Source organism: Streptomyces sp. NPDC092045 (assembly GCF_044756005.1).
GTDB lineage: Bacteria > Actinomycetota > Actinomycetes > Streptomycetales > Streptomycetaceae > Streptomyces.
Window position 1 is genome coordinate 34206 of sequence record NZ_JBIVSC010000002.1, and the last position, 20065, is coordinate 54270.

12 protein-coding genes and 1 pseudogene are annotated in these 20065 nt (G+C 74.0%); 3 read left to right on the forward strand and 10 right to left on the reverse strand.

Annotation, left to right across the window (positions count from 1 at the left end; all coding sequences use genetic code 11):
- Window positions 1-146 precede the first annotated feature (146 nt).
- The 3 genes from pepN to ACIQKA_RS06950 all read right to left on the reverse strand — a co-directional run bounded on the left by pepN (window position 147) and on the right by ACIQKA_RS06950 (window position 4038).
- Entirely contained in the window at window positions 147-2633 is a 2487-nt protein-coding gene (pepN, locus tag ACIQKA_RS06940; RefSeq protein ID WP_402540273.1) for an aminopeptidase N, read from the reverse strand.
- Window positions 2634-2803: 170 nt separating this feature from the next.
- Window positions 2804-3139 carry a chorismate mutase gene (locus ACIQKA_RS06945; protein WP_383149100.1) on the reverse strand — a complete coding sequence of 112 codons (336 nt, stop codon included), beginning with the start codon at window positions 3137-3139 and terminating at the stop codon, window positions 2804-2806.
- Between the two features lie 11 nt (window positions 3140-3150).
- Window positions 3151-4038: an AraC family transcriptional regulator gene (locus ACIQKA_RS06950; RefSeq protein WP_383149102.1), complete on the reverse strand. Its 888-nt coding sequence runs from the start codon at window positions 4036-4038 to the stop codon at window positions 3151-3153.
- A gap of 107 nt (window positions 4039-4145) precedes the next feature.
- Here ACIQKA_RS06950 and ACIQKA_RS06955 point away from each other — a divergent pair, with 107 nt between their 5' ends.
- Complete coding sequence (locus tag ACIQKA_RS06955; protein WP_383149104.1) at window positions 4146-5915, forward strand: beta-galactosidase family protein; 1770 nt, start codon at window positions 4146-4148, stop codon at window positions 5913-5915.
- 146 nt (window positions 5916-6061) lie between these two features.
- On the opposite strand, the gene ACIQKA_RS06960 is transcribed toward ACIQKA_RS06955, so the two are convergent.
- On the reverse strand, window positions 6062-6832 hold the full coding sequence (locus ACIQKA_RS06960) for a S1 family peptidase (protein WP_383149220.1): 771 nt from the start codon (window positions 6830-6832) through the stop codon (window positions 6062-6064).
- A 178-nt stretch (window positions 6833-7010) separates the two neighbouring features.
- Between ACIQKA_RS06960 and ACIQKA_RS06965 the strand changes: the two genes are divergently transcribed.
- Entirely contained in the window at window positions 7011-7895 is an 885-nt protein-coding gene (locus ACIQKA_RS06965; RefSeq protein WP_383149106.1) for a hypothetical protein, read from the forward strand.
- 66 nt (window positions 7896-7961) lie between these two features.
- Window positions 7962-9440 (forward strand): ankyrin repeat domain-containing protein, encoded by a 1479-nt coding sequence (locus ACIQKA_RS06970; protein ID WP_383149108.1) that lies wholly within the window; start codon window positions 7962-7964, stop codon window positions 9438-9440.
- Between the two features lie 12 nt (window positions 9441-9452).
- Here the strand turns inward: ACIQKA_RS06970 and ACIQKA_RS06975 are convergent, their stop codons facing one another.
- The 6 genes and pseudogenes from ACIQKA_RS06975 to gltB all read right to left on the reverse strand — a co-directional run bounded on the left by ACIQKA_RS06975 (window position 9453) and on the right by gltB (window position 19774).
- On the reverse strand, window positions 9453-9875 hold the full coding sequence (locus ACIQKA_RS06975; protein WP_402540277.1) for a ribonuclease domain-containing protein: 423 nt from the start codon (window positions 9873-9875) through the stop codon (window positions 9453-9455).
- A gap of 175 nt (window positions 9876-10050) precedes the next feature.
- Window positions 10051-11757, reverse strand: a complete 1707-nt coding sequence (locus ACIQKA_RS06980) for a DEAD/DEAH box helicase (protein ID WP_390106078.1) — start codon at window positions 11755-11757, stop codon at window positions 10051-10053.
- A 409-nt stretch (window positions 11758-12166) separates the two neighbouring features.
- Window positions 12167-12541, reverse strand: a pseudogene (locus tag ACIQKA_RS06985) (VOC family protein); the annotation flags it as partial.
- Between the two features lie 52 nt (window positions 12542-12593).
- Window positions 12594-13313, reverse strand: coding sequence for a VWA domain-containing protein (locus tag ACIQKA_RS06990; protein ID WP_402540278.1), 720 nt, complete (start codon window positions 13311-13313; stop codon window positions 12594-12596).
- Window positions 13314-13758: 445 nt separating this feature from the next.
- Complete coding sequence (locus tag ACIQKA_RS06995) at window positions 13759-15219, reverse strand: glutamate synthase subunit beta (RefSeq protein ID WP_383149114.1); 1461 nt, start codon at window positions 15217-15219, stop codon at window positions 13759-13761.
- On the reverse strand, window positions 15212-19774 hold the full coding sequence (gene gltB / locus ACIQKA_RS07000) for a glutamate synthase large subunit (protein ID WP_383441479.1): 4563 nt from the start codon (window positions 19772-19774) through the stop codon (window positions 15212-15214). The genes ACIQKA_RS06995 and gltB overlap by 8 nt, the downstream gene beginning before the upstream one ends.
- Between the last annotated feature and the right edge of the window lie 291 nt (window positions 19775-20065).

A 20065-nucleotide genomic window follows, 5' to 3' on the forward strand; every position in this document is an offset into this window, starting at 1 on the left:
GGGGGGGGCCCCGGGGGGCGGGGGGGGGGGGGGGGGGGGGGGGGGTTTGGGGGGGGGGGGGGGGGGTGCCCCCCGGGGGGGGGGGGGGGTGGGGTGTTGGGGGGGGGGGGGGGGGGGGGACCGGGGGTCCCCGCACCGTGCCGGGTTCAGCCTTCCCGGACCTTCAGGGCGCGGCGGAGGTCGTCGAGCTGGTCGACGAGCTTGCGGCGGAGGGCCGGGATCATGGGGGTGTCGGCGAGGTGCCGTTCGCCGAGGGCGAGGGAGTCGGCGTCGACCGCGTACGCGGGGAAGGCGTGGCGGCCCGCGGCTTCGGCCATGGCGGGGCCGCGGCGGTCGGCGAGGGCGACGGCGGCCTCGTAGAAGCGGGGGACGTATTCCTTCACGAGGTCGGCCTGTTCGGGCTGCCAGAAGCCTTGTGCGGTGGCGGTGAAGAGGTAGTTGGAGAGGTCGTCGGAGTCGAAGAGCGCGGACCAGGCGGCCGCCTTCGCCCCGGGGTCGGGCAGGGCGGCGCGGCAGCGGGCGGCGCCCTCCTGTCCGGTGGCGCTGGGGTCGCGTTCCAGTTCGGCGGCGATGGCGGGCTCGTCGGTGGCGCCGAGGACGGCGAGCCGGGCGAGGATGCGCCAGCGCAGTTCGGGGTCGAGTTCGGGGCCGCCGTGGACGGTGCCCTCGTCGAGCCAGGAGGCGATCTTGTCGGGGGTGGTGGCGCTGTCGACGAGGGCGCGGACGGCGGTGAGGCGCAGTCCGGGTGCTTCGCCGTCCTCGGTGCGGCGCAGCAGGGCGCGGGCGATCCCGTTGATCGTGGCGAGGGCGGCGGGGCGCTCTTCGGCGGTGGCGTACCGGTCGGCGATCTGGTGGCGGGCGAAGGCCAGGACGCCCTGGACGACGGCGAGTTCGGTCTCGTCGGTGAGGTGGGCTCCGGCGACGGCGAGGTAGTCGACGGGGGCGAGGTCGCCGTCGCGGACCATGTCGCGCAGGGCGTTCCAGACGACGGCGCGGGTGAGCGGGTCGGGGATGCGGGAGAGGCCGCGCAGGGCGGATTCCCCGGAGGTCTCGTCGAAGCGGAGCTTGGTGTAGGTGAGGTCGCCGTCGTTGAGGACGACGAGGGCGGGGCGGGGGCCGGTGAGTTCGGCGGGGGCGTCCTGGGGGACGTCGAGTTCGCGGTGTTCGCGCAGGACGAGGTCGCCGGAGGGGTCGCGGTCGTAGAGGCCGGCGGAGATGCGGTGGGGGCGGGTGCCGTCGCGGTCGACGGCGAGGTTCCAGCGGAGGCCCTCGCCGTCGAGGCGGGGGGTGAGGGTGTCGACGCCGGTGGTGCGCAGCCACTGCTCGGCCCAGGCGTGGACGTCGCGGTCGGTGGCGGCGGCGAGGTTGTCGATGAAGTCGGCGAGGGTGGCGTTGCCGAACCTGTGCCGCTTGAAGTGGATGTTGATGCCGGCGAGGAAGTCCTTCTCGCCGAGCCAGGTGACGAGCTGGCGGAGGGCGGAGGCGCCCTTGGCGTAGGAGATGCCGTCGAAGTTGAGGAGGGCGGAGGCGGTGTCGGGGACGGCCTCGGGGTCGGGGGCGACGGGGTGGGTGGAGGGCCGCTGGTCGGCCTCGTAGCCCCAGGACTTGCGGGTGACGCCGAAGTCGATCCAGGTGTCGGGGAAGAGGTCGGAGCAGGCCTCGTTGACGGTCTGGTAGCCCATGTACTCGGCGAAGGACTCGTTCAGCCAGATGTCGTCCCACCAGCGGAGGGTGACGAGGTCGCCGAACCACATGTGGGCCATCTCGTGGGCGATGACCATGGCGCGGGTCTGGCGCTCGGTGACGGTGACGGCGGAGCGGAAGACGAACTCGTCGCGGAAGGTGACGAGGCCGGGGTTCTCCATGGCGCCGGCGTTGAACTCGGGGACGAAGGCCTGGTCGTAGGAGTCGAAGGGGTAGGGCTCGTCGAACTTCTCGTGGTAGCGGTCGTAGCAGGCCTTGGTGACGGCGAGGATCTCGTCGGCGTCGGCGTCGAGGTGGGGGGCGAGGGAGCGGCGGCAGTGGATGCCGAAGGGCAGGCCGGCGTGTTCGGTGCGGACCGAGTGCCAGGGGCCGGCGGCGACGCAGACGAAGTAGGTGGAGAGCAGCGGGGTGGGGGCGGCCCTCCAGGTGCCGTCGGGCTGCCGTTCGGTGATGCCGTTGGCGAGGACGGTCCAGTCGTCGGGGGCGGTGACGGTGACGTCGAAGACGGCCTTGAGGTCGGGCTGGTCGAAGGCGGCGAAGACGCGCTGGACGTCCTCCATGAAGAGCTGGGTGTAGACGTAGGACTCGCCGTCGGTGGGGTCCGTGAAGCGGTGCATGCCCTCGCCGGTGCGGGAGTAGCGCATGGTGGTGGCGACGCGCAGCTCGTGCTCGCCCTCGGTGAGGCTCAGCGGGAGCCGGTTGCCGTCGAGGGCGGCGGGGTCGAGGGGCTCTCCGTCGAGGGTGGCGGAGTGCAGGGTGACGGGCTTGAGCTCGACGAAGGTGTCCCCGGCGGCGCGGGCGGTGAATCGGACGGTGCTGGTGGACTCGAAGGTCTCTGCGCCGGTGGTGAGGTCGATGTCCACCAGGTAGCGGTGGACGTCGAGGAGCTGGGCACGGGTCTGCGCTTCGTCGCGCGTCAGTACGGACATGGGCCCTATGCTGCCCGATGGCCGGGGCGGTCGGCAGGGGTGAGGGGAGAACCTTGCCAGGGCGTGACCCGGCGGTGTGTCGCGTCGGTGGGGCCCGTCGCGCCGGGGTCCTCCGTGAGTGCCCCTCCCCGGCGCCGTGCCTCAGCGCGTTCCGTCCCGCGTCCCGCGCCTCAGCGCGTTCCGTCCGCGATCGTCTCGTGGTGGCGGATGACCTCGGCGATGATGAAGTTCAGGAGCTTCTCCGCGAAGGCGGGGTCCAGTTTCGCGCTCTCGGCGAGTTCGCGCAGGCGGGCGATCTGGCGGGCCTCGCGGGCGGGGTCGGCGGGCGGGAGCTGGTGCTCGGCCTTGAGGACGCCGACCTGCTGGGTGCACTTGAAGCGTTCGGCGAGCATGTGGACGACCGCCGCGTCGATGTTGTCGATGCTGTCGCGCAGCCGGGCCAGCTCGGCGCGCACGGCCTCGTCGGTGACCGCGGAGGGGGCGGGGGTCGGGGTGGAATCGCTCATGACCTGCGAGCTTAGACGGATCGCGGGAGGATCGTCGGAGGGTGTTCGGGATCCGGGACGCGGTTGCTCCAGCCGCCGGGCACGGATCGGCCCTGCTGTTCGCGGAAGCGGATCGGGGCGGTGCCGACCCGGCGGGTGAAGAGCCGGGAGAAGTAGGCGGGGTCGTCGTAGCCGACGCGGCGGGCGACGGCGGAGACGGGGAGTTCGGTGGCGGCGAGGAGTTCCTTGGCGCGGCCGAGGCGGACGGTGAGCAGGTAGTCCTTGGGGCTGCATCCGGCGGCGCGGCGGACGGCGGTGCGCAGTTCGGCGGGGGTCATGCCGTGGCGGGCGGCGTGCTCGGCGACGGAGAGCGGCTGGAAGGCGTCGCGGGCGAGGGCGGCGAGGACGGGGTCGCCGTCGGCGTTGGTGTCGGCGCGGGCGCGGCGCAGGGCGACGAGCAGTTCGTGGACGGCGGCGCCGGTCTCGACCTCCAGGAGGGGGTTGCCGGGGCGGGCGGCGCGGGCGATCCGGGCGATGGCGGCGCGGGCGGGGGCGGCGTCGGAGAGGGGGACGACGGGCCGGTCGGGTTCGATGTAGCCGAGTTCGGTGTAGGTGGCGGCGGCGGGTCCGGAGAAGTCGACGAAGGCCTCGTCCCAGCCGGTGCCGGGATCGGCGCCGTAGTGGTGGGCGGTGCCGGGGGTGAGCCAGATCAGGGCGGGGGCGGTGACGGCGGTGCGCCGTCCGTCGGCGCCCCGGTACCAGCCGCCGCCGGCGGAGACGAGGACGGCCACGTGGTGGTCGAGGGTGCGGGGTCCGACGGTGGGCAGGGTGCCGTGCTGGAGTCCGACGCCGAGGCAGACGAGGCCGAGGCGGTGGTGGACGGGACCGGGCGTGAAGTAGCGCATCCAGGTGTGGTACATGCCGGTGGTGCCCCTTCCCCGGGCCCGGGACGGGCGGGCCCCAACGTCCAAACTGCGACGATCTTTGTCCATGGACGGGTTCGCCGCCAGGGGGTGAGGTGGTGCCCATGAGCACGTTCGCTGTGGGTGACGAGGACTTCCTGCTCGACGGGCGGCCGGTGCGGCTGCTCTCGGGTGCGCTGCACTACTTCCGGGTGCACGAGGGCCACTGGGAGCACCGGCTCGGGATGCTGCGGGCGATGGGCCTCGACTGCGTCGAGACGTACGTCCCGTGGAACCTGTACGAGCCGGAGCCCGGCCGGTACGGGGACGTGGCGGCGCTCGGCCGGTTCCTGGACGCGGTGGGGCGGGCGGGGATGCGGGCGATCGTGCGCCCGGGGCCGTACGTCTGCGCGGAATGGGAGAACGGCGGGCTGCCGCACTGGTTGACCGGGCCGCTCGGGCGGCGGGTGCGGACCCGGGACCCGGAGTTCCTGGCGCCGGTGGAGTCCTGGTTCCGGCGGCTGCTGCCGCAGGTGGTGGAGCGGCAGGTCGACCGGGGCGGCCCGGTGGTCCTGGTGCAGGTGGAGAACGAGTACGGCAGTTACGGCAGCGACCCGGTGTACCTGGAGTGGCTGGCGGGGCTGCTGCGGGAGTGCGGGGTGGTGGTGCCGCTGTTCACGTCGGACGGCCCGGAGGACCACATGCTGACGGGCGGGTCGGTGCCGGGGGTGCTGGCGACGGCGAACTTCGGTTCGGGGGCGCGGGAGGGCTTCGCGGCGCTGCGGAGGCACCGGGCGTCGGGGCCGTTGATGTGCATGGAGTTCTGGTGCGGCTGGTTCGACCACTGGGGCACGGAGCACGCGGTGCGGGACGCGGGGGACGCGGCGGCGGCGCTGCGGGAGATCCTGGAGTGCGGGGCGTCGGTGAACGTGTACATGGCGCACGGCGGGACGAACTTCGGGGGCTGGGCGGGGGCGAACCGGGACGGGGAGCTGCACGACGGTCCGCTGCGGCCGACGGCGACCTCGTACGACTACGACGCGCCGGTGGACGAGGCGGGGCGGCCGACGGAGAAGTTCTGGCGCTTCCGGGAGGTGCTCGCGGAGTACGCGGAGGGTCCGCCGCCGGAGGTTCCGGAACCCCCGGCCCGGCTCGCGGCCCCGGTGCGGGCGGGTTTCGAGGGGTGGGCGCCGCTGGACGCGGTCCTGGAGGAGCTCGGCGACGGGGAGGTGGTGGCGGCGGTGCCGCCGACCTTCGAGGAGCTGGGGGTGGACCGGGGCCTGGTGCGCTACCGGGTGGCGGTGCCGGGTCCCCGGCAGCCGTATCCGCTGGGGGTGACGGGGCTGCGGGACCGGGCGGTGGTGTACGTGGACGGGGTCCTCGCGGGGGTCCTGGACACGGGCGGCGGGGAGGACGTGACGCTCGCGGAGCCGGTGGCCGGTCCGGCGGTGGTGGACCTGTGGGTGGAGTCCCTGGGCCGGGTCAACTACGGGCCGCGGCTCGCGGAGCCGAAGGGGATCACCGGGGGCGTGCGGCACGAGCGGCAGTATCTGCACGGGGTGCGGGCGCGGGGGCTGCGGCTGGACGCGTTCGGGGCGGCGGCGGTCGGGAAGGTCCCCTTCGGGGAGGTCGGCTCCGGGGAGGTCCGCTCCGGTCCGGGGCTCCTGCGCGGGACGCTCGACGTGGCGGGCGCGGGGGACGCGGTGCTGCGGCTGCCGGGGGCGACCCGGGGCTTCGTGTGGGTGAACGGCTTCTGCCTGGGCCGCTACTGGTCGGTCGGTCCGCAGGAGGCGCTGTTCGTGCCGGGTCCGGTGCTGCGGGAGGGGGCGAACGAGGTGTGGGTCCTGGAGCTGGAGGGGGACGCGGGGGGCGGGGTCGAGCTCGACGTGCTGTGACCGCGCGCCGGACGGGTGCTGCGGCTGCCCGCCGGACAAGCGGGCCGTGCGGACCGTGCACACCGGGCCGGCCCACACCGGCCCGGTGTGCGGGAGGGGCGCTCCGGGGCCGAGGCCGCCCCGGAGCGCCCGTTCACGGGGTGCCGCTACAGCGTGGCGGCGGCGGACTTGATCGCGGCGGCGAAGGTGGAGACCTCCGTGTAGACGCCGGGGTAGTTGGGCCGGGCGCAGCCCTGGCCCCAGCTCACGATGCCGACCTGGACCCAGGCGCCGGCGTTGTCCTTGCGGAACATCGGGCCGCCGGAGTCGCCCTGGCAGGTGTCGGTGCCGCCCTGGGCGTAGCCGGCGCAGATCTCCTCGCTGGGAACGAGGTCGTTGCCGTAGGAGGCCTTGCAGGAGGCGTCGGAGACGAACGGGACGTTCGCCTTGAGCAGGTAGCGCTGCTGCGCCCCGCCCTCGCGGGCGGCGCCCCAGCCGGCGACCGTGAAGGTGCCGGTGTTGTAGGCGGTGGTCTCGGCGAGCTTCAGGTTGGGCAGGGAGGTGATGGGGCTGGCGAGCTTGATGAGGGCCCAGTCCTTGCCCGTGCCGTTGTAGCCGGGGGCCTGGAGGACCTTGGTCGACTTGACCTTGATGGCGCTGGCGCTCTGGAGGTCCACGACTCCGGCGGTGGCGGTGATGCTCGTGTTGTTGCCGGAGCCGCTCACACAGTGGGCGGCGGTGAGGACGACCTGCGGGCTGATCAGCGAGCCGCCGCAGCCCATGGAGAGCCTGACCATCCAGGGGAACTCGCCCTGGGCGGCGCGGGTGCCGCCGACGACGGGGGCCGGGGCGGCGGAGGCGGTGGTCGTGGGCTGGAGGCTGACGGCCGCGAGGACGACGGCGCCGGCGGCGGCCAGCTTCTGGAGCGCGCGGACCATTCTGTTCTTCTTCACGTATCTGCCTTCTCTCGTGGGGGGTCGACCTCGACGGGTCATGACATGCGCCCGTCAAGGCGTGGTCCGCATTATGAACAGCGCTCAACCGCCGTCACAAGGAAGCCTTTTCGGCCAGACGCGATGTGAGGGACCGTACAGTGAACGGAAGGGGGGATCCGGCATGCCGCACCGTCGAGAGGCCGACCGTGTCGTCCACGGCTTTCCGCACCGGGCCGTGGTCGGGGCCTCGCTCACCGCGCTCCACCGCCGCCTCTCCCCCGACGGGGTGCGTCGTTATCCGGTCAGCGTGCCCGCCGCCGAGGCGGCGATCGGCGACGACGAGGACCTGGCCCTGGGCACCCGCCGGGTGGCCCGCGCCCTCGTCCGGCACCTGGGGCTCCCCGACGCCCGGATGGTGGTCGGCTTCCGGCCCATGGAGCACGCGGGCACCGTCGAGCTCACCCCCGGGCCCGAGTACTCCGTGGAGGTGCACGAGCGTTTCCGGACCCGCCGCCGGGACATCGGCGCGGTCCTCGCCCACGAGATCGCCCACGTGCTGCTGCACCGCCTCGGCCTGGGCTTCCCCGGCACCGCCGAGAACGAGATCCTCACCGACGTGACCACCGCCTACCTGGGCGCCGGCTGGCTGCTGCTCGACGCGTACCGCGAGGACGGCGTCGAACGCCAGCGGCTCGGCTACCTGACCCCGGAGGAGTTCGGCTACGTCCTCGCCAAGCGGGCCGAGCTGTTCGGCGAGGACCCGTCGCCGTGGTTCACCAGCCCGGTCGCGTACGAGGCGTGGGTGCGGGGCCGGGCGGAGGCCCGCCGGGAGCGGACGGCGCCGCCGCTCGCCGGGGCCGGGCCGGTCGAGCGCCGCCGGTACGCCTGGGAGCGGCGCCGGGGCCGGGCCGGCGGCGACGCCCCGTACGCCTTCGACGGCGGGGCCCCCGCGACCGGCGTCTCCTTCCCCTGCCCGGTCTGCCGCCAGCGGCTGCGGATCCCGGCGGGGCGGACGCTGCGGGCCCGGTGCGGGGTGTGCGGCACCGTTCTGGAGTGCGCCTCCTGACCCTCTCCCCCGCGCCCGACCGCAATCGATTTGCGCCATGTGCCGACGGCGGGTCAGGGTCGGTGCATGAGCACGTTGTTCGACGCGATCCGGACCGGGGACGAGGACGGGGCCGTACGGGCCCTGAGGGACGGGGCCGACCCCGAGGAGCGGGAGGACGGGGAGACCGCCCTGTACCGGGCGGCCGTCGGCGGCGAGGCCGGAATCGTACGGGTGCTGCTCGCCGCCGGGGCGGACCCCGGCCGGGGCGGCGGCGAGGAGGACGGCGACCTGCCGCTGTGCGGGGCGGCCTGCGCCGGACACACCGGGACGGTGCGGGCGCTGCTCGCGGCGGGCGCGGCGGCGGACCAGGAGGAGGCGTACGGCTTCACGGCCCTCGCCTGGGCCCTGCGGCTCGGACACGCCGACGTCGCGCGGCTGCTCCTGGAGCACGGCGCCGACCCCGACCGGCCCGGCCCCGACGGCCTCGGCCCGCTCCTCGCCGCCGCCCGGCGCGGCTCCACCGGCTGCGTGCGGGCGCTCCTGGACCACGGGGCCGGGGGCGCGGAGGCCGCGCTGCGGGAGGCGCGGCGGTGGATCGGCGCCGACATCGCGGCCGAGCTGCGGCGCGGACTCGTCGCCGGGAACGAGGGCGGGCAGACGTACGAGGCGGTGGTCCGCCGGGTCCGGGAGGACGGCGGGATCACGGTCGTCGTGGAGCTGCTGCGGGAGGACGGCGCCCCCGGGCGCGGCGACGACCGCCAGACCGGGCACGCGGCGATCGCCACGCTCCTGGAGGCCTCGCTCGGGCTGCGCACCCCCGCCGAGGAGCTGGCGGCGCGGGCACTGCGCTGCGGCGACCCCGCACTCGACGACTGGACGACGGCGGTGGCCGGACTCGCGGACCGGGCCGACGAGGAGACCTTCGTGGCGGCGGCCGGCTGGTGCGCCTACCGGGACCCGCTGCGGCGGGCGCTCGGCGCGCGGGTCCTGGGCGCGCTGCCGGGCTTCGCGCAGAGCGCCCTGCCGGTCCTGCGGCGGCTGGCGGCGGAGCCGGCGGGCACGGCGGGCCCCGCGCGGGAGCCCGCCCTGTCGGTGGTGACGGCGCTCGGGGCGTGCGCGGACCCGGCGGCCGTGCCCGAACTGCTCGCGGCCGCCGGGCATCCCGACGCGGTGGTGCGCGGGGCCGTCGCGGGCGCCCTGGCCGGAATCGTCCCGGCCGGGCACGTCGAGGCCCTCGGGGTGCTGCTCGCGCTGAGCCGGGACGGCGACGCCCGGGTGCGGGACTGGGCGACGCTCGCGCTCGCCGAACTGCCCGACGACACCCCGCTCGTACGGGAGGGCCTCGCCGAGCGGCTCGACGACGCGGACCCGGAGACGGCGGCGGAGGCGGCGCGCGGGCTCGCGATCCGCCAGGACCCGCGCGCCGTCGACGCGCTCGCGTCGGTCCTCGCGGACGGCGAGGCGGACGGCGCGGCGCGCGAGACGGCGCTCGCCGCCCTCGAACACGTCCGGGACCCCCGGGTCAGGACCCGTCTGGAGTGGACGGCCCCGCGCCGGTCCTGAGGGGGCGGACGCTCAGCAGCCGTGGTCGATCAGGTCGAACGAGGCGTAGTGGTCGGCGGTGTAGTAGTCCTCCCGCGTCGCGTTCCCGGTGACGATCCGGCGGGCGCCCCGGGTCGTGGAGCCCGGGGTCCTCACCGTGTACTCGTGGTAGTAGCCGGAGGTGCGGGCGGGCAGGACGCCCTCCCTGTTCTGGAAGACGGACCCGTCCTGGCCGTACGGGAAGGGGCCGCCCGCGTCGATCAGGCCGAGGGTGGTGTGGGCCTGGGAGGGCAGGGCCGAGTAGCAGATCTCTCCCACGGCCGCGACGGCGGCGCGGGCGGAGGGGGGAGCGGGCGCGGAGGCCGGCGCGGCGGTGGCCGGGGCGCCGAGGAGGAGGGAGGAGAGGAGGGCGGTGGCGACACCGCCGGCGAGGGTGAACCGAGGGGGGATGCGCATGCCTGTGATGATGCTGCGCGCAGATCCCGGCCGGGAACCCCGACGGGCTTCCGTTCCCCGGATGTTGACCGCTCGTTCCCGTACGTACGGGACCTGTGAAGACGGGGCGCGTGCGGTGACGGACGCGGGCGGCGCCGTGGTGACGGCACCGCCCGCGTCCGGAACCCCGTGGGGGTTACGTGTTGTCGGCCGGCCGCTGCCGGGGGCCGCGGGGGCGGCCCGTGCCGGCCGTCCGGCGCCCGCCGCGACCGGACCCGGCGGAGGCGGACGGGGAGGCGGAGGCGGCGGCGCGACCGGCGCCCGCGCCCCGGCCCGCACCGGAGCCTCGGCCACCGCCCGCACCGGAGGCACGGCCCCCGGCCGCACCGGAGCCGCGGCTCCCCGCCGCGGCCGTGCCGGAGGCGGTGCCGCGCGCCGAGCCGGTGGACGCGCCGGTGCCGGAGCTCCCGGAGGCGGCCGGGCGGCGACGGCGGCGGCCGCCGCCGTTCCCGGCACCGGTGCCGGACCCGGCCGGCTTGCGGGGCGGGGTGGGCTGCGGGATCTCGATGACGATCGGGACGCCCGAGGGCTCCCGGGCGCCGGTGAGCTCGGCGAGTTCCTCGTCGCTGGACTTGATCTGCGCCGTGCGGGGGCTGATGCCCGCGTTGGACATCAGCCGGCCCATGTCGCGCTTCTGGTCGGGCAGGACCAGGGTGAAGACGCTGCCGGACTCGCCGGCGCGGGCGGTGCGGCCGCCGCGGTGCAGGTAGTCCTTGTGGTCCATCGGCGGGTCGACGTTCACGACCATGTCGAGGTCGTCGACGTGGATGCCGCGGGCCGCCACGTTCGTCGCGACGAGCGTGGTGACCTGCCCGTTCTTGAACTGGTCCAGGGTGCGGTTGCGCTGCGGCTGCGAGCGCCCGCCGTGCAGGCCGGAGGCCCGTACGCCGTTGGCGAGGAGCCGCTTGACCAGCCGGTCCACGGACCGCTTGGTGTCGAGGAAGAGGATCGTGCGCCCGTCGCGGGCCGCGATCCGCAGCGTGACGGCCTTCTTGTCGGTCTCGTCGGCCACGTACAGGACGTGGTGCTCCATGGTGGTGACCGCGCCGGCCGACGGGTCGACGGAGTGCACGACCGGGTCGTCGAGGAACATCTTGACCAGGCGGTCGATGTTCCGGTCGAGGGTGGCCGAGAACAGCAGGCGCTGGCCGCCCGGCTCGACCTGCTTCAGGAGCTTGGTGACCTGCGGCAGGAAGCCCATGTCGGCCATCTGGTCGGCCTCGTCGAGGACGGTGACGGCGACCTGGTCGAGCCGGCAGTCGCCGCGGTCGATGAGGTCGGCGAGGCGGCCGGGGGTGGCGATGAGCACCTCGGCGCCGCGCCGCAGCGAGGACGACTGCCGGGTGATCGACATGCCGCCGACGACGGTGGCGATCCGCAGCCGCAGGGCCCCGGCGTACGGGGTGAGGGCGTCGGTCACCTGCTGGGCGAGTTCGCGCGTGGGCACCAGGACGAGCGCGAGGGGCGCGGTCGGCTCGGCGCGGCGGCCCGCGGTGCGGGCGAGCAGGGCGAGGCCGAAGGCGAGGGTCTTGCCGGATCCGGTGCGGCCCCGACCGAGCACGTCGCGGCCGGCGAGCGAGTTCGGCAGGGTCGCGGCCTGGATCGGGAACGGCTCCGTGACGCCCTGCTCACCGAGGGTCCGCAGCAGGCCCTCGGGCATGTCGAGGTCGGCGAAGGCGGCCACGGGGGGCAGCGCGGGCGTCACCGACACCGGCGGCGTGAACTCGCTCGGCGGCGGGGGCGCGGCGGGACGGCGGCCGCCGCGGGAGGTCTTCGGCTGGGACGCGGACTTCGCCTGCGCGGTGCGGGGGCCGCGCTTGTGGGGGCGCTCGGAGCGGGTCATTCGTGCCTTTCTGGCCGGTGCGCCGCCGAGCCCTGCTGGCCGGGTGCGCGGCGCAGCGGGGGCCCGCACCTGCGCGATGCGGGCCCCGGCTGCTCTGTCCGGAGCGCGCGGTGCGGGCTCCGTCTGTCTCTGCTGCCGGGACACTCCGTGGGGGTCCCGGCCGCCTGCTTCTGCTCTTGATCCTGCCGCCGGGGCGCGCGCTGCGGCTCCGGTCGTCTCTACCGGAACAATAGTGCGCCCCGGAACCTTCCCGCCCCGCCCATCCGATGCCCGGACGGATCGGCCCAGCCCAGCCGCCCGCGACGTGGCCCACCTCACAGGTCCGGGGCGTCGCCGTCCGCACGAGACCCGACGTGCCGCGTCCGGGGCGTCGCCGCCCCCGGCCGTGCCGGTGCGGGGGTCAGGAGGCGACGGCCTCGCGCTCCGCCCGGCTGCGCTCCACGCAGAACTCGTTCCCCTCGGGGTCCCCCAGGGTGGCCCAGCCGGTGCCGTCCGGGTTGCGGCGGTCGTCGAGGAGGGTCGCGCCGAGGCCGATCAGCCGCTCGACCTCCTCGTCGCGGGTGCGGTCCTGCGGCTGGAGGTCGAGGTGGACCCGGTTCTTCGCCGTCTTCGGCTCGGGCACCTGGATGAAGAGGAGCGAGGCCCCGGGCGTCTCGACGAGCGCCTCCTCGTCCCCCGGCTCGTCGTCGTCGGAGAGCTCGGAGCCGAGGGCCCGGGCCCAGAAGGAGGCGAGGGCGTAGGCGTCGGCGCAGTCGATGGTCACGTGGCGCACGAGAGAGGTCATGGCGCCATGATCCACGCGAGGGGCGGGGGGCGGCCACCGGTTTCCGGTGGTCTCACCCCCGGACGATGCCCCGGGCCCGGACGGCGGCGAGCCACACCGGGAACCCGGAGAGGAGCCGGTCGTACAGTTCGGCGTCCGGGACCCGGCCGGGGTCCTGTCCCGCGTGGAAGAACCCGGCGTTGTCGACGGGCCGCTTCCCCGGGACGTCCAGCTCGTCCAGCCTGCGCAGGAAGTCGAACTGCCGGCCGTCGGGGTCGCCGAAGCCGATGAACTGCCAGAAGAGCGGCAGCCGGGCCGCCCTGCACACGTACCGCTCGGCCGCGGCCCTGCCGGTCGGACCGCCGTCGGTCTGGAAGACGACGAACGCGGGGTCGGTAGCCCCGCTGTCCAGGTAGTGGTCGACGACCGCGTCCATGGCCAGGTGGTAGTTCGTCCGCCCCATGTGCCCGAGCCCGGCGGCGATCCGGTGGATCCGCCCCCTGTGGTCGTCGAGCCGTATCTCGGTCTCCGCGTCGACGTCGGTGGAGAAGAACACCACGGGCACCCGCCCGTCGTCGTCGAGGTGCGCGGAGAGCCCGAGCACCCGGTCGGCGAGCGCCTGCACGGCGCCGCTCCTGTAGTACGGCCGCATCGACCCCGAGTGGTCGACGACCAGGTGGACGGCGGCCCGCTGCCCGTCGATCCCGTGCCGCCGCAGCGACTCCCCCGCCGACTTGTAGAGACTCACGAGCACGGGCGCGGTCTCCTCGACCTTCCGCAGGTTCGGTGCCATGGGCTCTCCCCCTCGTACGTCGCCGTGCCCGGCGTGCGGTCGAGCGTACGGCAGCTTCCGCGTGACGATCCGTCAGTACGGCTCCGCCGCCGGTGGGGGGTCTGGAATCACGGCCGCCCGGGGCGAAGCGGCGGAGGCGGGGGCGCGTGGACACAACGGCGGAGAACGGCGCGGAGACGGAGACCACGGACGCCCGCAAGGCACTGCTCATCGGCGTCAGGGACACCGGGAACGCGGATGACCGCCTGGGCCCGCCGCATGGGTCTCGTCGGCGTCCTCGCCGTCTCCGCCGCCTCGCTGACCACCTGGATCTGGCCCGGGAAGAGCTGAGCCGGCGAGAGGTGCGGACGCGCCGCGGCGCCCTCCCAGTCGTCCGGTCGGGGACATTCGGGGGGGCGCCGCGCTCAGTTCCGTACGTCGTTGTACGGGACGTTCTCAGGGGCCGTCAGACCATCAGGGAGCGGTCCGTCGGGCGGATCGGGGCCGGCAGGGAGCTGACGCCGGTCAGGTGGCGGTCGACGCCGCGGGCGGCGGAGCGGCCCTCGGCGATGGCCCAGACGATGAGCGACTGGCCGCGGCCCGCGTCGCCGGCGACGAAGACGCCGTCGACGTTGGTGGCGAAGTCCGCGTCGCGGGCGATGTTGCCGCGCTCGTCGAGCTCCAGGCCGAACTGGGCGACCAGGCCGTTCTGGACGTCCGTGCCGGTGAAGCCCATGGCGAGGGTGACGAGCTGGGCGGGGATCTTCCGCTCCGTTCCCGGCTTCTGGGTCGGCCTGCCCTCGACGAACTCGACCTCGACGAGGTGGAGGAACTGGACGTTGCCGTCCTCGTCGCCCTCGAAGTGGGTGGTGGAGACGGAGTAGACCCGCTCGCCGCCCTCCTCGTGCGCCGAGGTGACCTTGTACAGCATGGGGAAGGTCGGCCAGGGCTGGCCCGGGTTCCGCTCCTCGCCCGGGCGGGGCATGATCTCCAGCTGCGTGACGGAGGCCGCGCCCTGGCGGTGGGCGGTGCCGACGCAGTCGGCGCCGGTGTCGCCGCCGCCGATGACGACGACGTGCTTGCCCTCGGCGGTGATCGGCGGGGTGACGAAGTCGCCCTCGACGACCTTGTTGGCGAGCGGCAGGTACTCCATCGCCTGGTGGATGCCGTTCAGCTCGCGGCCCGGGACGGGCAGGTCGCGGGCGGTGGTGGCGCCGGCGGCGATGACGACCGCGTCGAACCGCTTGCGCAGGTCCGTCGCCGTCAGGTCGCGGCCGATCTCGATGCCGGTGCGGAACTTGGTGCCCTCCGCGCGCATCTGCTCGATGCGGCGGTTGATGTGCCGCTTCTCCATCTTGAACTCGGGGATGCCGTAGCGCAGCAGGCCGCCGATGCGGTCGGCGCGCTCGTACACGACCACGGTGTGGCCGGCCCGGGTGAGCTGCTGGGCGGCGGCGAGGCCGGCCGGGCCGGAGCCGATGACGGCGGCGGTCTTGCCGGAGAGGCGCTCGGGCACCTGCGGCTTGACGTCGCCCCCGTCCCAGGCCTTGTCGATGATGGAGACTTCGACGTTCTTGATGGTGACGGCCGGCTGGTTGATGCCGAGCACGCACGCGGACTCGCAGGGCGCCGGGCAGAGGCGGCCGGTGAACTCCGGGAAGTTGTTGGTGGCGTGCAGGCGCTCCTGCGCCGCCGACCAGTCCTCGCGGTAGGCGTAGTCGTTCCACTCGGGGATGAGGTTCCCGAGGGGGCAGCCGTTGTGGCAGAACGGGATGCCGCAGTCCATGCAGCGGCCGGCCTGCTTGCTGATGATCGGCAGCAGGGAGCCGGGGACGTAGACCTCGTTCCAGTCGCGGACGCGCTCGGCGACGGGACGGGTCTCGGCGACCTCGCGGCCGGTGGTGAGGAAGCCCTTCGGATCAGCCATGGGTCGCCGCCTCCATCATCTTCTCGGTGGTCTCGGCCTCGGAGAGACCGGCGAGCTCAGCGGCGTCCTTGGCGGCGAGCACTGCCTTGTACGTGGTGGGGATGATCTTGCTGAACCGGGCCGCGGCGGCGTCCCAGTCGGCGAGGAGCTTCTCGGCGACCGTGGAGCCGGTCTCCTCGTGGTGGCGGCGCACGACGTCGTGCAGCCAGGCGGCGTCGGTGTCCGACGGGGCCTCGATCGCCCCCAGGTTGCCGGAGTTGACGTTGTCCCGGTCCAGGTCGATCACGTAGGCGACGCCGCCCGACATGCCGGCCGCGAAGTTGCGCCCGGTCTCGCCGAGGACGACGGCCGTGCCGCCGGTCATGTACTCGCAGCCGTGGTCGCCCACGCCCTCGGAGACGACGAGGGCGCCGGAGTTGCGGACGCAGAAGCGCTCGCCGGTGCGGCCGCGGAGGAACAGCTCGCCGCCGGTCGCGCCGTACGCGATGGTGTTGCCCGCGATGGTGGAGTACTCGGCCAGGTGGTCGGCGCCCCGGTCGGGGCGGACGATCACGCGGCCGCCGGAGAGGCCCTTGCCGACGTAGTCGTTGGCGTCGCCCTCCAGGCGGAGGGTGACGCCCTTCGGCAGGAAGGCGCCGAAGGACTGGCCGGCGGAGCCGGTGAAGGTGATGTCGACGGTGTCGGCCGGGAGGCCGGCGCCGCCGAACTTCTTGGTGACCTGGTGGCCGAGCATGGTGCCGACCGTGCGGTTGATGTTGCGGATCGCGACCTGGGCGCGGACCGGCTGGGCCTCCTCGGCGGAGGCGGCGTTGAGGGCCTCGGCGGCGAGCTGGATCAGCTGGTTGTCGAGGGCCTTCTCCAGGCCGTGGTCCTGCTCGACCAGGGCGTGGCGGACCGCGCCCTCCGGGAGGTCCGGGACGTGGAAGAGGGGCTCCAGGTCGAGGCCCTGGGCCTTCCAGTGGGTGACGGCGCGGCCGGTGTCGAGCAGCTCGGCGTGGCCGACGGCCTCTTCGAGGGTGCGGAAGCCCAGCTCGGCGAGGATCTCGCGGACCTCCTCGGCGATGAACTCGAAGAAGTTGACGACGTACTCGGCCTTGCCGGAGAAGCGGTCGCGCAGGACCGGGTTCTGGGTGGCGATGCCGACCGGGCAGGTGTCGAGGTGGCAGACGCGCATCATGACGCAGCCGGAGACGACGAGCGGCGCGGTGGCGAAGCCGAACTCCTCGGCGCCGAGCAGCGCGGCGATGACGACGTCGCGGCCGGTCTTGAGCTGGCCGTCGGTCTGGACGACGATCCGGTCGCGCAGGCCGTTGAGCAGCAGGGTCTGCTGGGTCTCGGCGAGGCCGAGCTCCCAGGGGCCGCCCGCGTGCTTGAGGCTCGTCAAGGGGGACGCGCCCGTGCCGCCGTCGTGGCCGGAGATGAGGACGACGTCCGCGTGGGCCTTGGAGACGCCGGCGGCGACCGTGCCGACGCCGACCTCGGAGACCAGCTTCACGTGGATGCGGGCGGCCGGGTTGGCGTTCTTGAGGTCGTGGATCAGCTGCGCCAGGTCCTCGATGGAGTAGATGTCGTGGTGCGGCGGCGGGGAGATCAGGCCGACGCCGGGCGTCGAGTGACGCGTCTTGGCGACCCACGGGTAGACCTTGTGGCCGGGCAGCTGGCCGCCCTCGCCGGGCTTGGCGCCCTGCGCCATCTTGATCTGGATGTCGTCGGCGTTGACCAGGTACTCGCTGGTGACGCCGAAGCGGCCGGAGGCGACCTGCTTGATGGAGGAGCGGCGCGCCGGGTCGTACAGGCGGTCCGGGTCCTCGCCGCCCTCGCCGGTGTTGGACTTGCCGCCCAGTCGGTTCATGGCGATGGCGAGGGTCTCGTGCGCCTCCTTGGAGATGGAGCCGTACGACATGGCGCCGGTGGAGAAGCGCTTGACGATCTCGGAGGCGGGCTCGACCTCGTCGATCGGGATCGGGGCGCGGCCCTCGGTGGCGAAGCCGAAGAGGCCGCGGAGCGTCATGAGCCGCTCGGACTGCTCGTTCACCCGGTCGGTGTACTGCTTGAAGATGTCGTACCGCTTGTTGCGCGTGGCGTGCTGGAGGCGGAAGACGGTCTCCGGGTCGAACAGGTGCGGCTCGCCCTCGCGGCGCCACTGGTACTCGCCGCCGATCTCCAGGGCGCGGTGCGCCGAGGGGACGCCGGAGGCGGGGTACGCCTTGGCGTGGCGGGCGGCGACCTCCTTGGCGACGACGTCGAGGCCGGCGCCGCCGATCTTGGTGGCGGTGCCGTTGAAGTACGTGGCGACGAACTCGTCGTCGAGGCCGACGGCCTCGAAGACCTGGGCGCCGCGGTAGGAGGCGACGGTGGAGATGCCCATCTTGGACATGACCTTGAGGACGCCCTTGCCGAGGGCGTGGATCAGGTTCCGGATGGCCTGCTCGGGCTCCAGGCCCTCGATGAAGGTGCCGGCGCGGACCAGGTCCTCGACGGACTCCATGGCGAGGTACGGGTTGACGGCGGCGGCGCCGTAGCCGATGAGCAGGGCGACGTGGTGGACCTCGCGGACGTCGCCGGCCTCGATGAGCAGGCCCACCTTGGTCCGCTGCTTGGTGCGGATGAGGTGGTGGTGGACGGCGGCGGTGAGCAGCAGCGAGGGGATCGGGGCGTGCTCGGCGTCGGAGTGCCGGTCGGAGAGGACGACGAGGCGGGCGCCGCCCTCGATGGCGGTGTCGGCCTCGGCGCAGATCTCCTCGATGCGGGCGGCGAGGGCGTCGCCGCCGCCGGAGACCCGGTAGAGGCCGGAGAGGGTCGCGGCCTTCATGCCGGGCATGTCGCCGTCGGCGTTGATGTGGACGAGCTTGGCCAGCTCGTCGTTGTCGATCACCGGGAAGGGCAGGGTGACGCTGCGACACGACACGGAGGTCGGGTCGAGCAGGTTGCCCTGGGGGCCGAGCGAGGAGCGCAGCGAGGTGACGAGCTCCTCGCGGATGGCGTCCAGCGGCGGGTTGGTGACCTGCGCGAAGAGCTGGGTGAAGTAGTCGAAGAGGAGGCGCGGGCGGGCGGACAGGGCCGCGATCGGGGAGTCCGTGCCCATGGAGCCGAGGGGCTCGCCGGCGGTGCGGGCCATCGGGGCGAGGATGACGCGGAGCTCTTCCTCGGTGTAGCCGAAGGTCTGCTGGCGGCGGGTGACCGAGGCGTGGGTGTGGACGACGTGCTCGCGCTCGGGGAGGTCGGAGAGCTCGATCTCGCCGGTCTCCAGCCACTCCGCGTAGGGGTTCTCGGCGGCGAGGGCGGCCTTGATCTCGTCGTCCTCGACGATGCGGTGCTCGGCGGTGTCGACGAGGAACATCTTCCCCGGCTGGAGGCGGCCCTTGCGGACGACCCTGGCGGGGTCGATGTCGAGGACGCCGACCTCGGAGGAGAGGACGACGAGGCCCTCGTCGGTGACCCAGTAGCGGCCGGGGCGCAGACCGTTGCGGTCGAGGACCGCGCCGACCTGGACGCCGTCGGTGAAGGTGACGCAGGCCGGGCCGTCCCAGGGCTCCATCATCGTGGAGTGGTACTGGTAGAAGGCGCGGCGGGCCGGGTCCATGGTCTCGTGGTTCTCCCACGCCTCCGGGACCATCATGAGGACCGCGTGCGGCAGGGAGCGGCCGCCGAGGTGGAGCAGCTCCAGGACCTCGTCGAAGGAGGCCGAGTCGGAGGCGTCCGGGGTGCAGATCGGGAAGATCCGGTCCAGCGGGCCCTCGCCGAAGACCCGGGAGTCGAGCTGGGCCTCGCGGGCGGTCATCCAGTTCCGGTTGCCCTTGACGGTGTTGATCTCACCGTTGTGGGCGACGAAGCGGTACGGGTGGGCCAGCGGCCAGCTCGGGAAGGTGTTGGTGGAGAACCGGGAGTGGACCAGGGCCACGGCGGTGGCGCAGCGGCGGTCCGACAGGTCCGGGAAGAAGGGCTCCAGCTGTCCGGTGGTCAGCATGCCCTTGTAGACGAGGGTGCGGGCGGAGAGCGACGGGAAGTAGGTCGCGGCCTCGCGCTCGGCGCGCTTGCGCAGGACGAAGGCCTTGCGGTCGAGCGCGAGGCCCGTGTTCTCGCCGTCGGCGACGAAGAGCTGGCGGAAGACCGGCATGGTGGACCGGGCGGAGGCGCCGAGCAGCTCGGGGGCGACGGGGACCTCGCGCCAGCCGAGGACGTTCAGGCCCTCCTCGGCGGCGACGGCCTCGATCTTCGCGACGGCGGCGTCGATGCCGTCCTCGGGGAGGAAGGCGATGCCGACGGCGTACGCGCCGGCCTCGGGGAGCTCGAATCCGGCGACCTCGCGGAGGAAGGCGTCCGGGACCTGGAGCAGGATGCCCGCGCCGTCACCGGAGTCGGCCTCGGCGCCGGTGGCGCCGCGGTGCTCGAGGTTGCGCAGTACGGTCAGCGCCTGCTCCACCAGCGCGTGGCTGGCTACACCGGTGAGGGTGGCCACGAACCCGACACCGCAGGCGTCGTGTTCGTTACGGGGGTCGTACATCCCCTGCGGAGCGGGGCGACCGTCCATGGGCGACCAGGCGTCGGAACGCATCGGCTCTCCCGTCGTCGTCGTGGCATATGCAGCTGCCGAGGGACGACGTTGGCCCTCCGCGAAATTTCGTGCAGGTTACATGATGGCTGGCTTCTCGCGAAGCGGATAGCGCGTTCCAACATGCGGACACCGCCGACACACAGCGGTGGTACCGGTTCACCTGTGGGGTGCGGCGACAGGCACTGTCCCGCGGGGACGGATCGAGGGGGTCCGCACGATCTCCGGATCTCCGGCGAGCCGTCGCTGGGTGGGCTTCGTTGCCCACTGGCGCTCATGCCTCTTTCCCGTTGG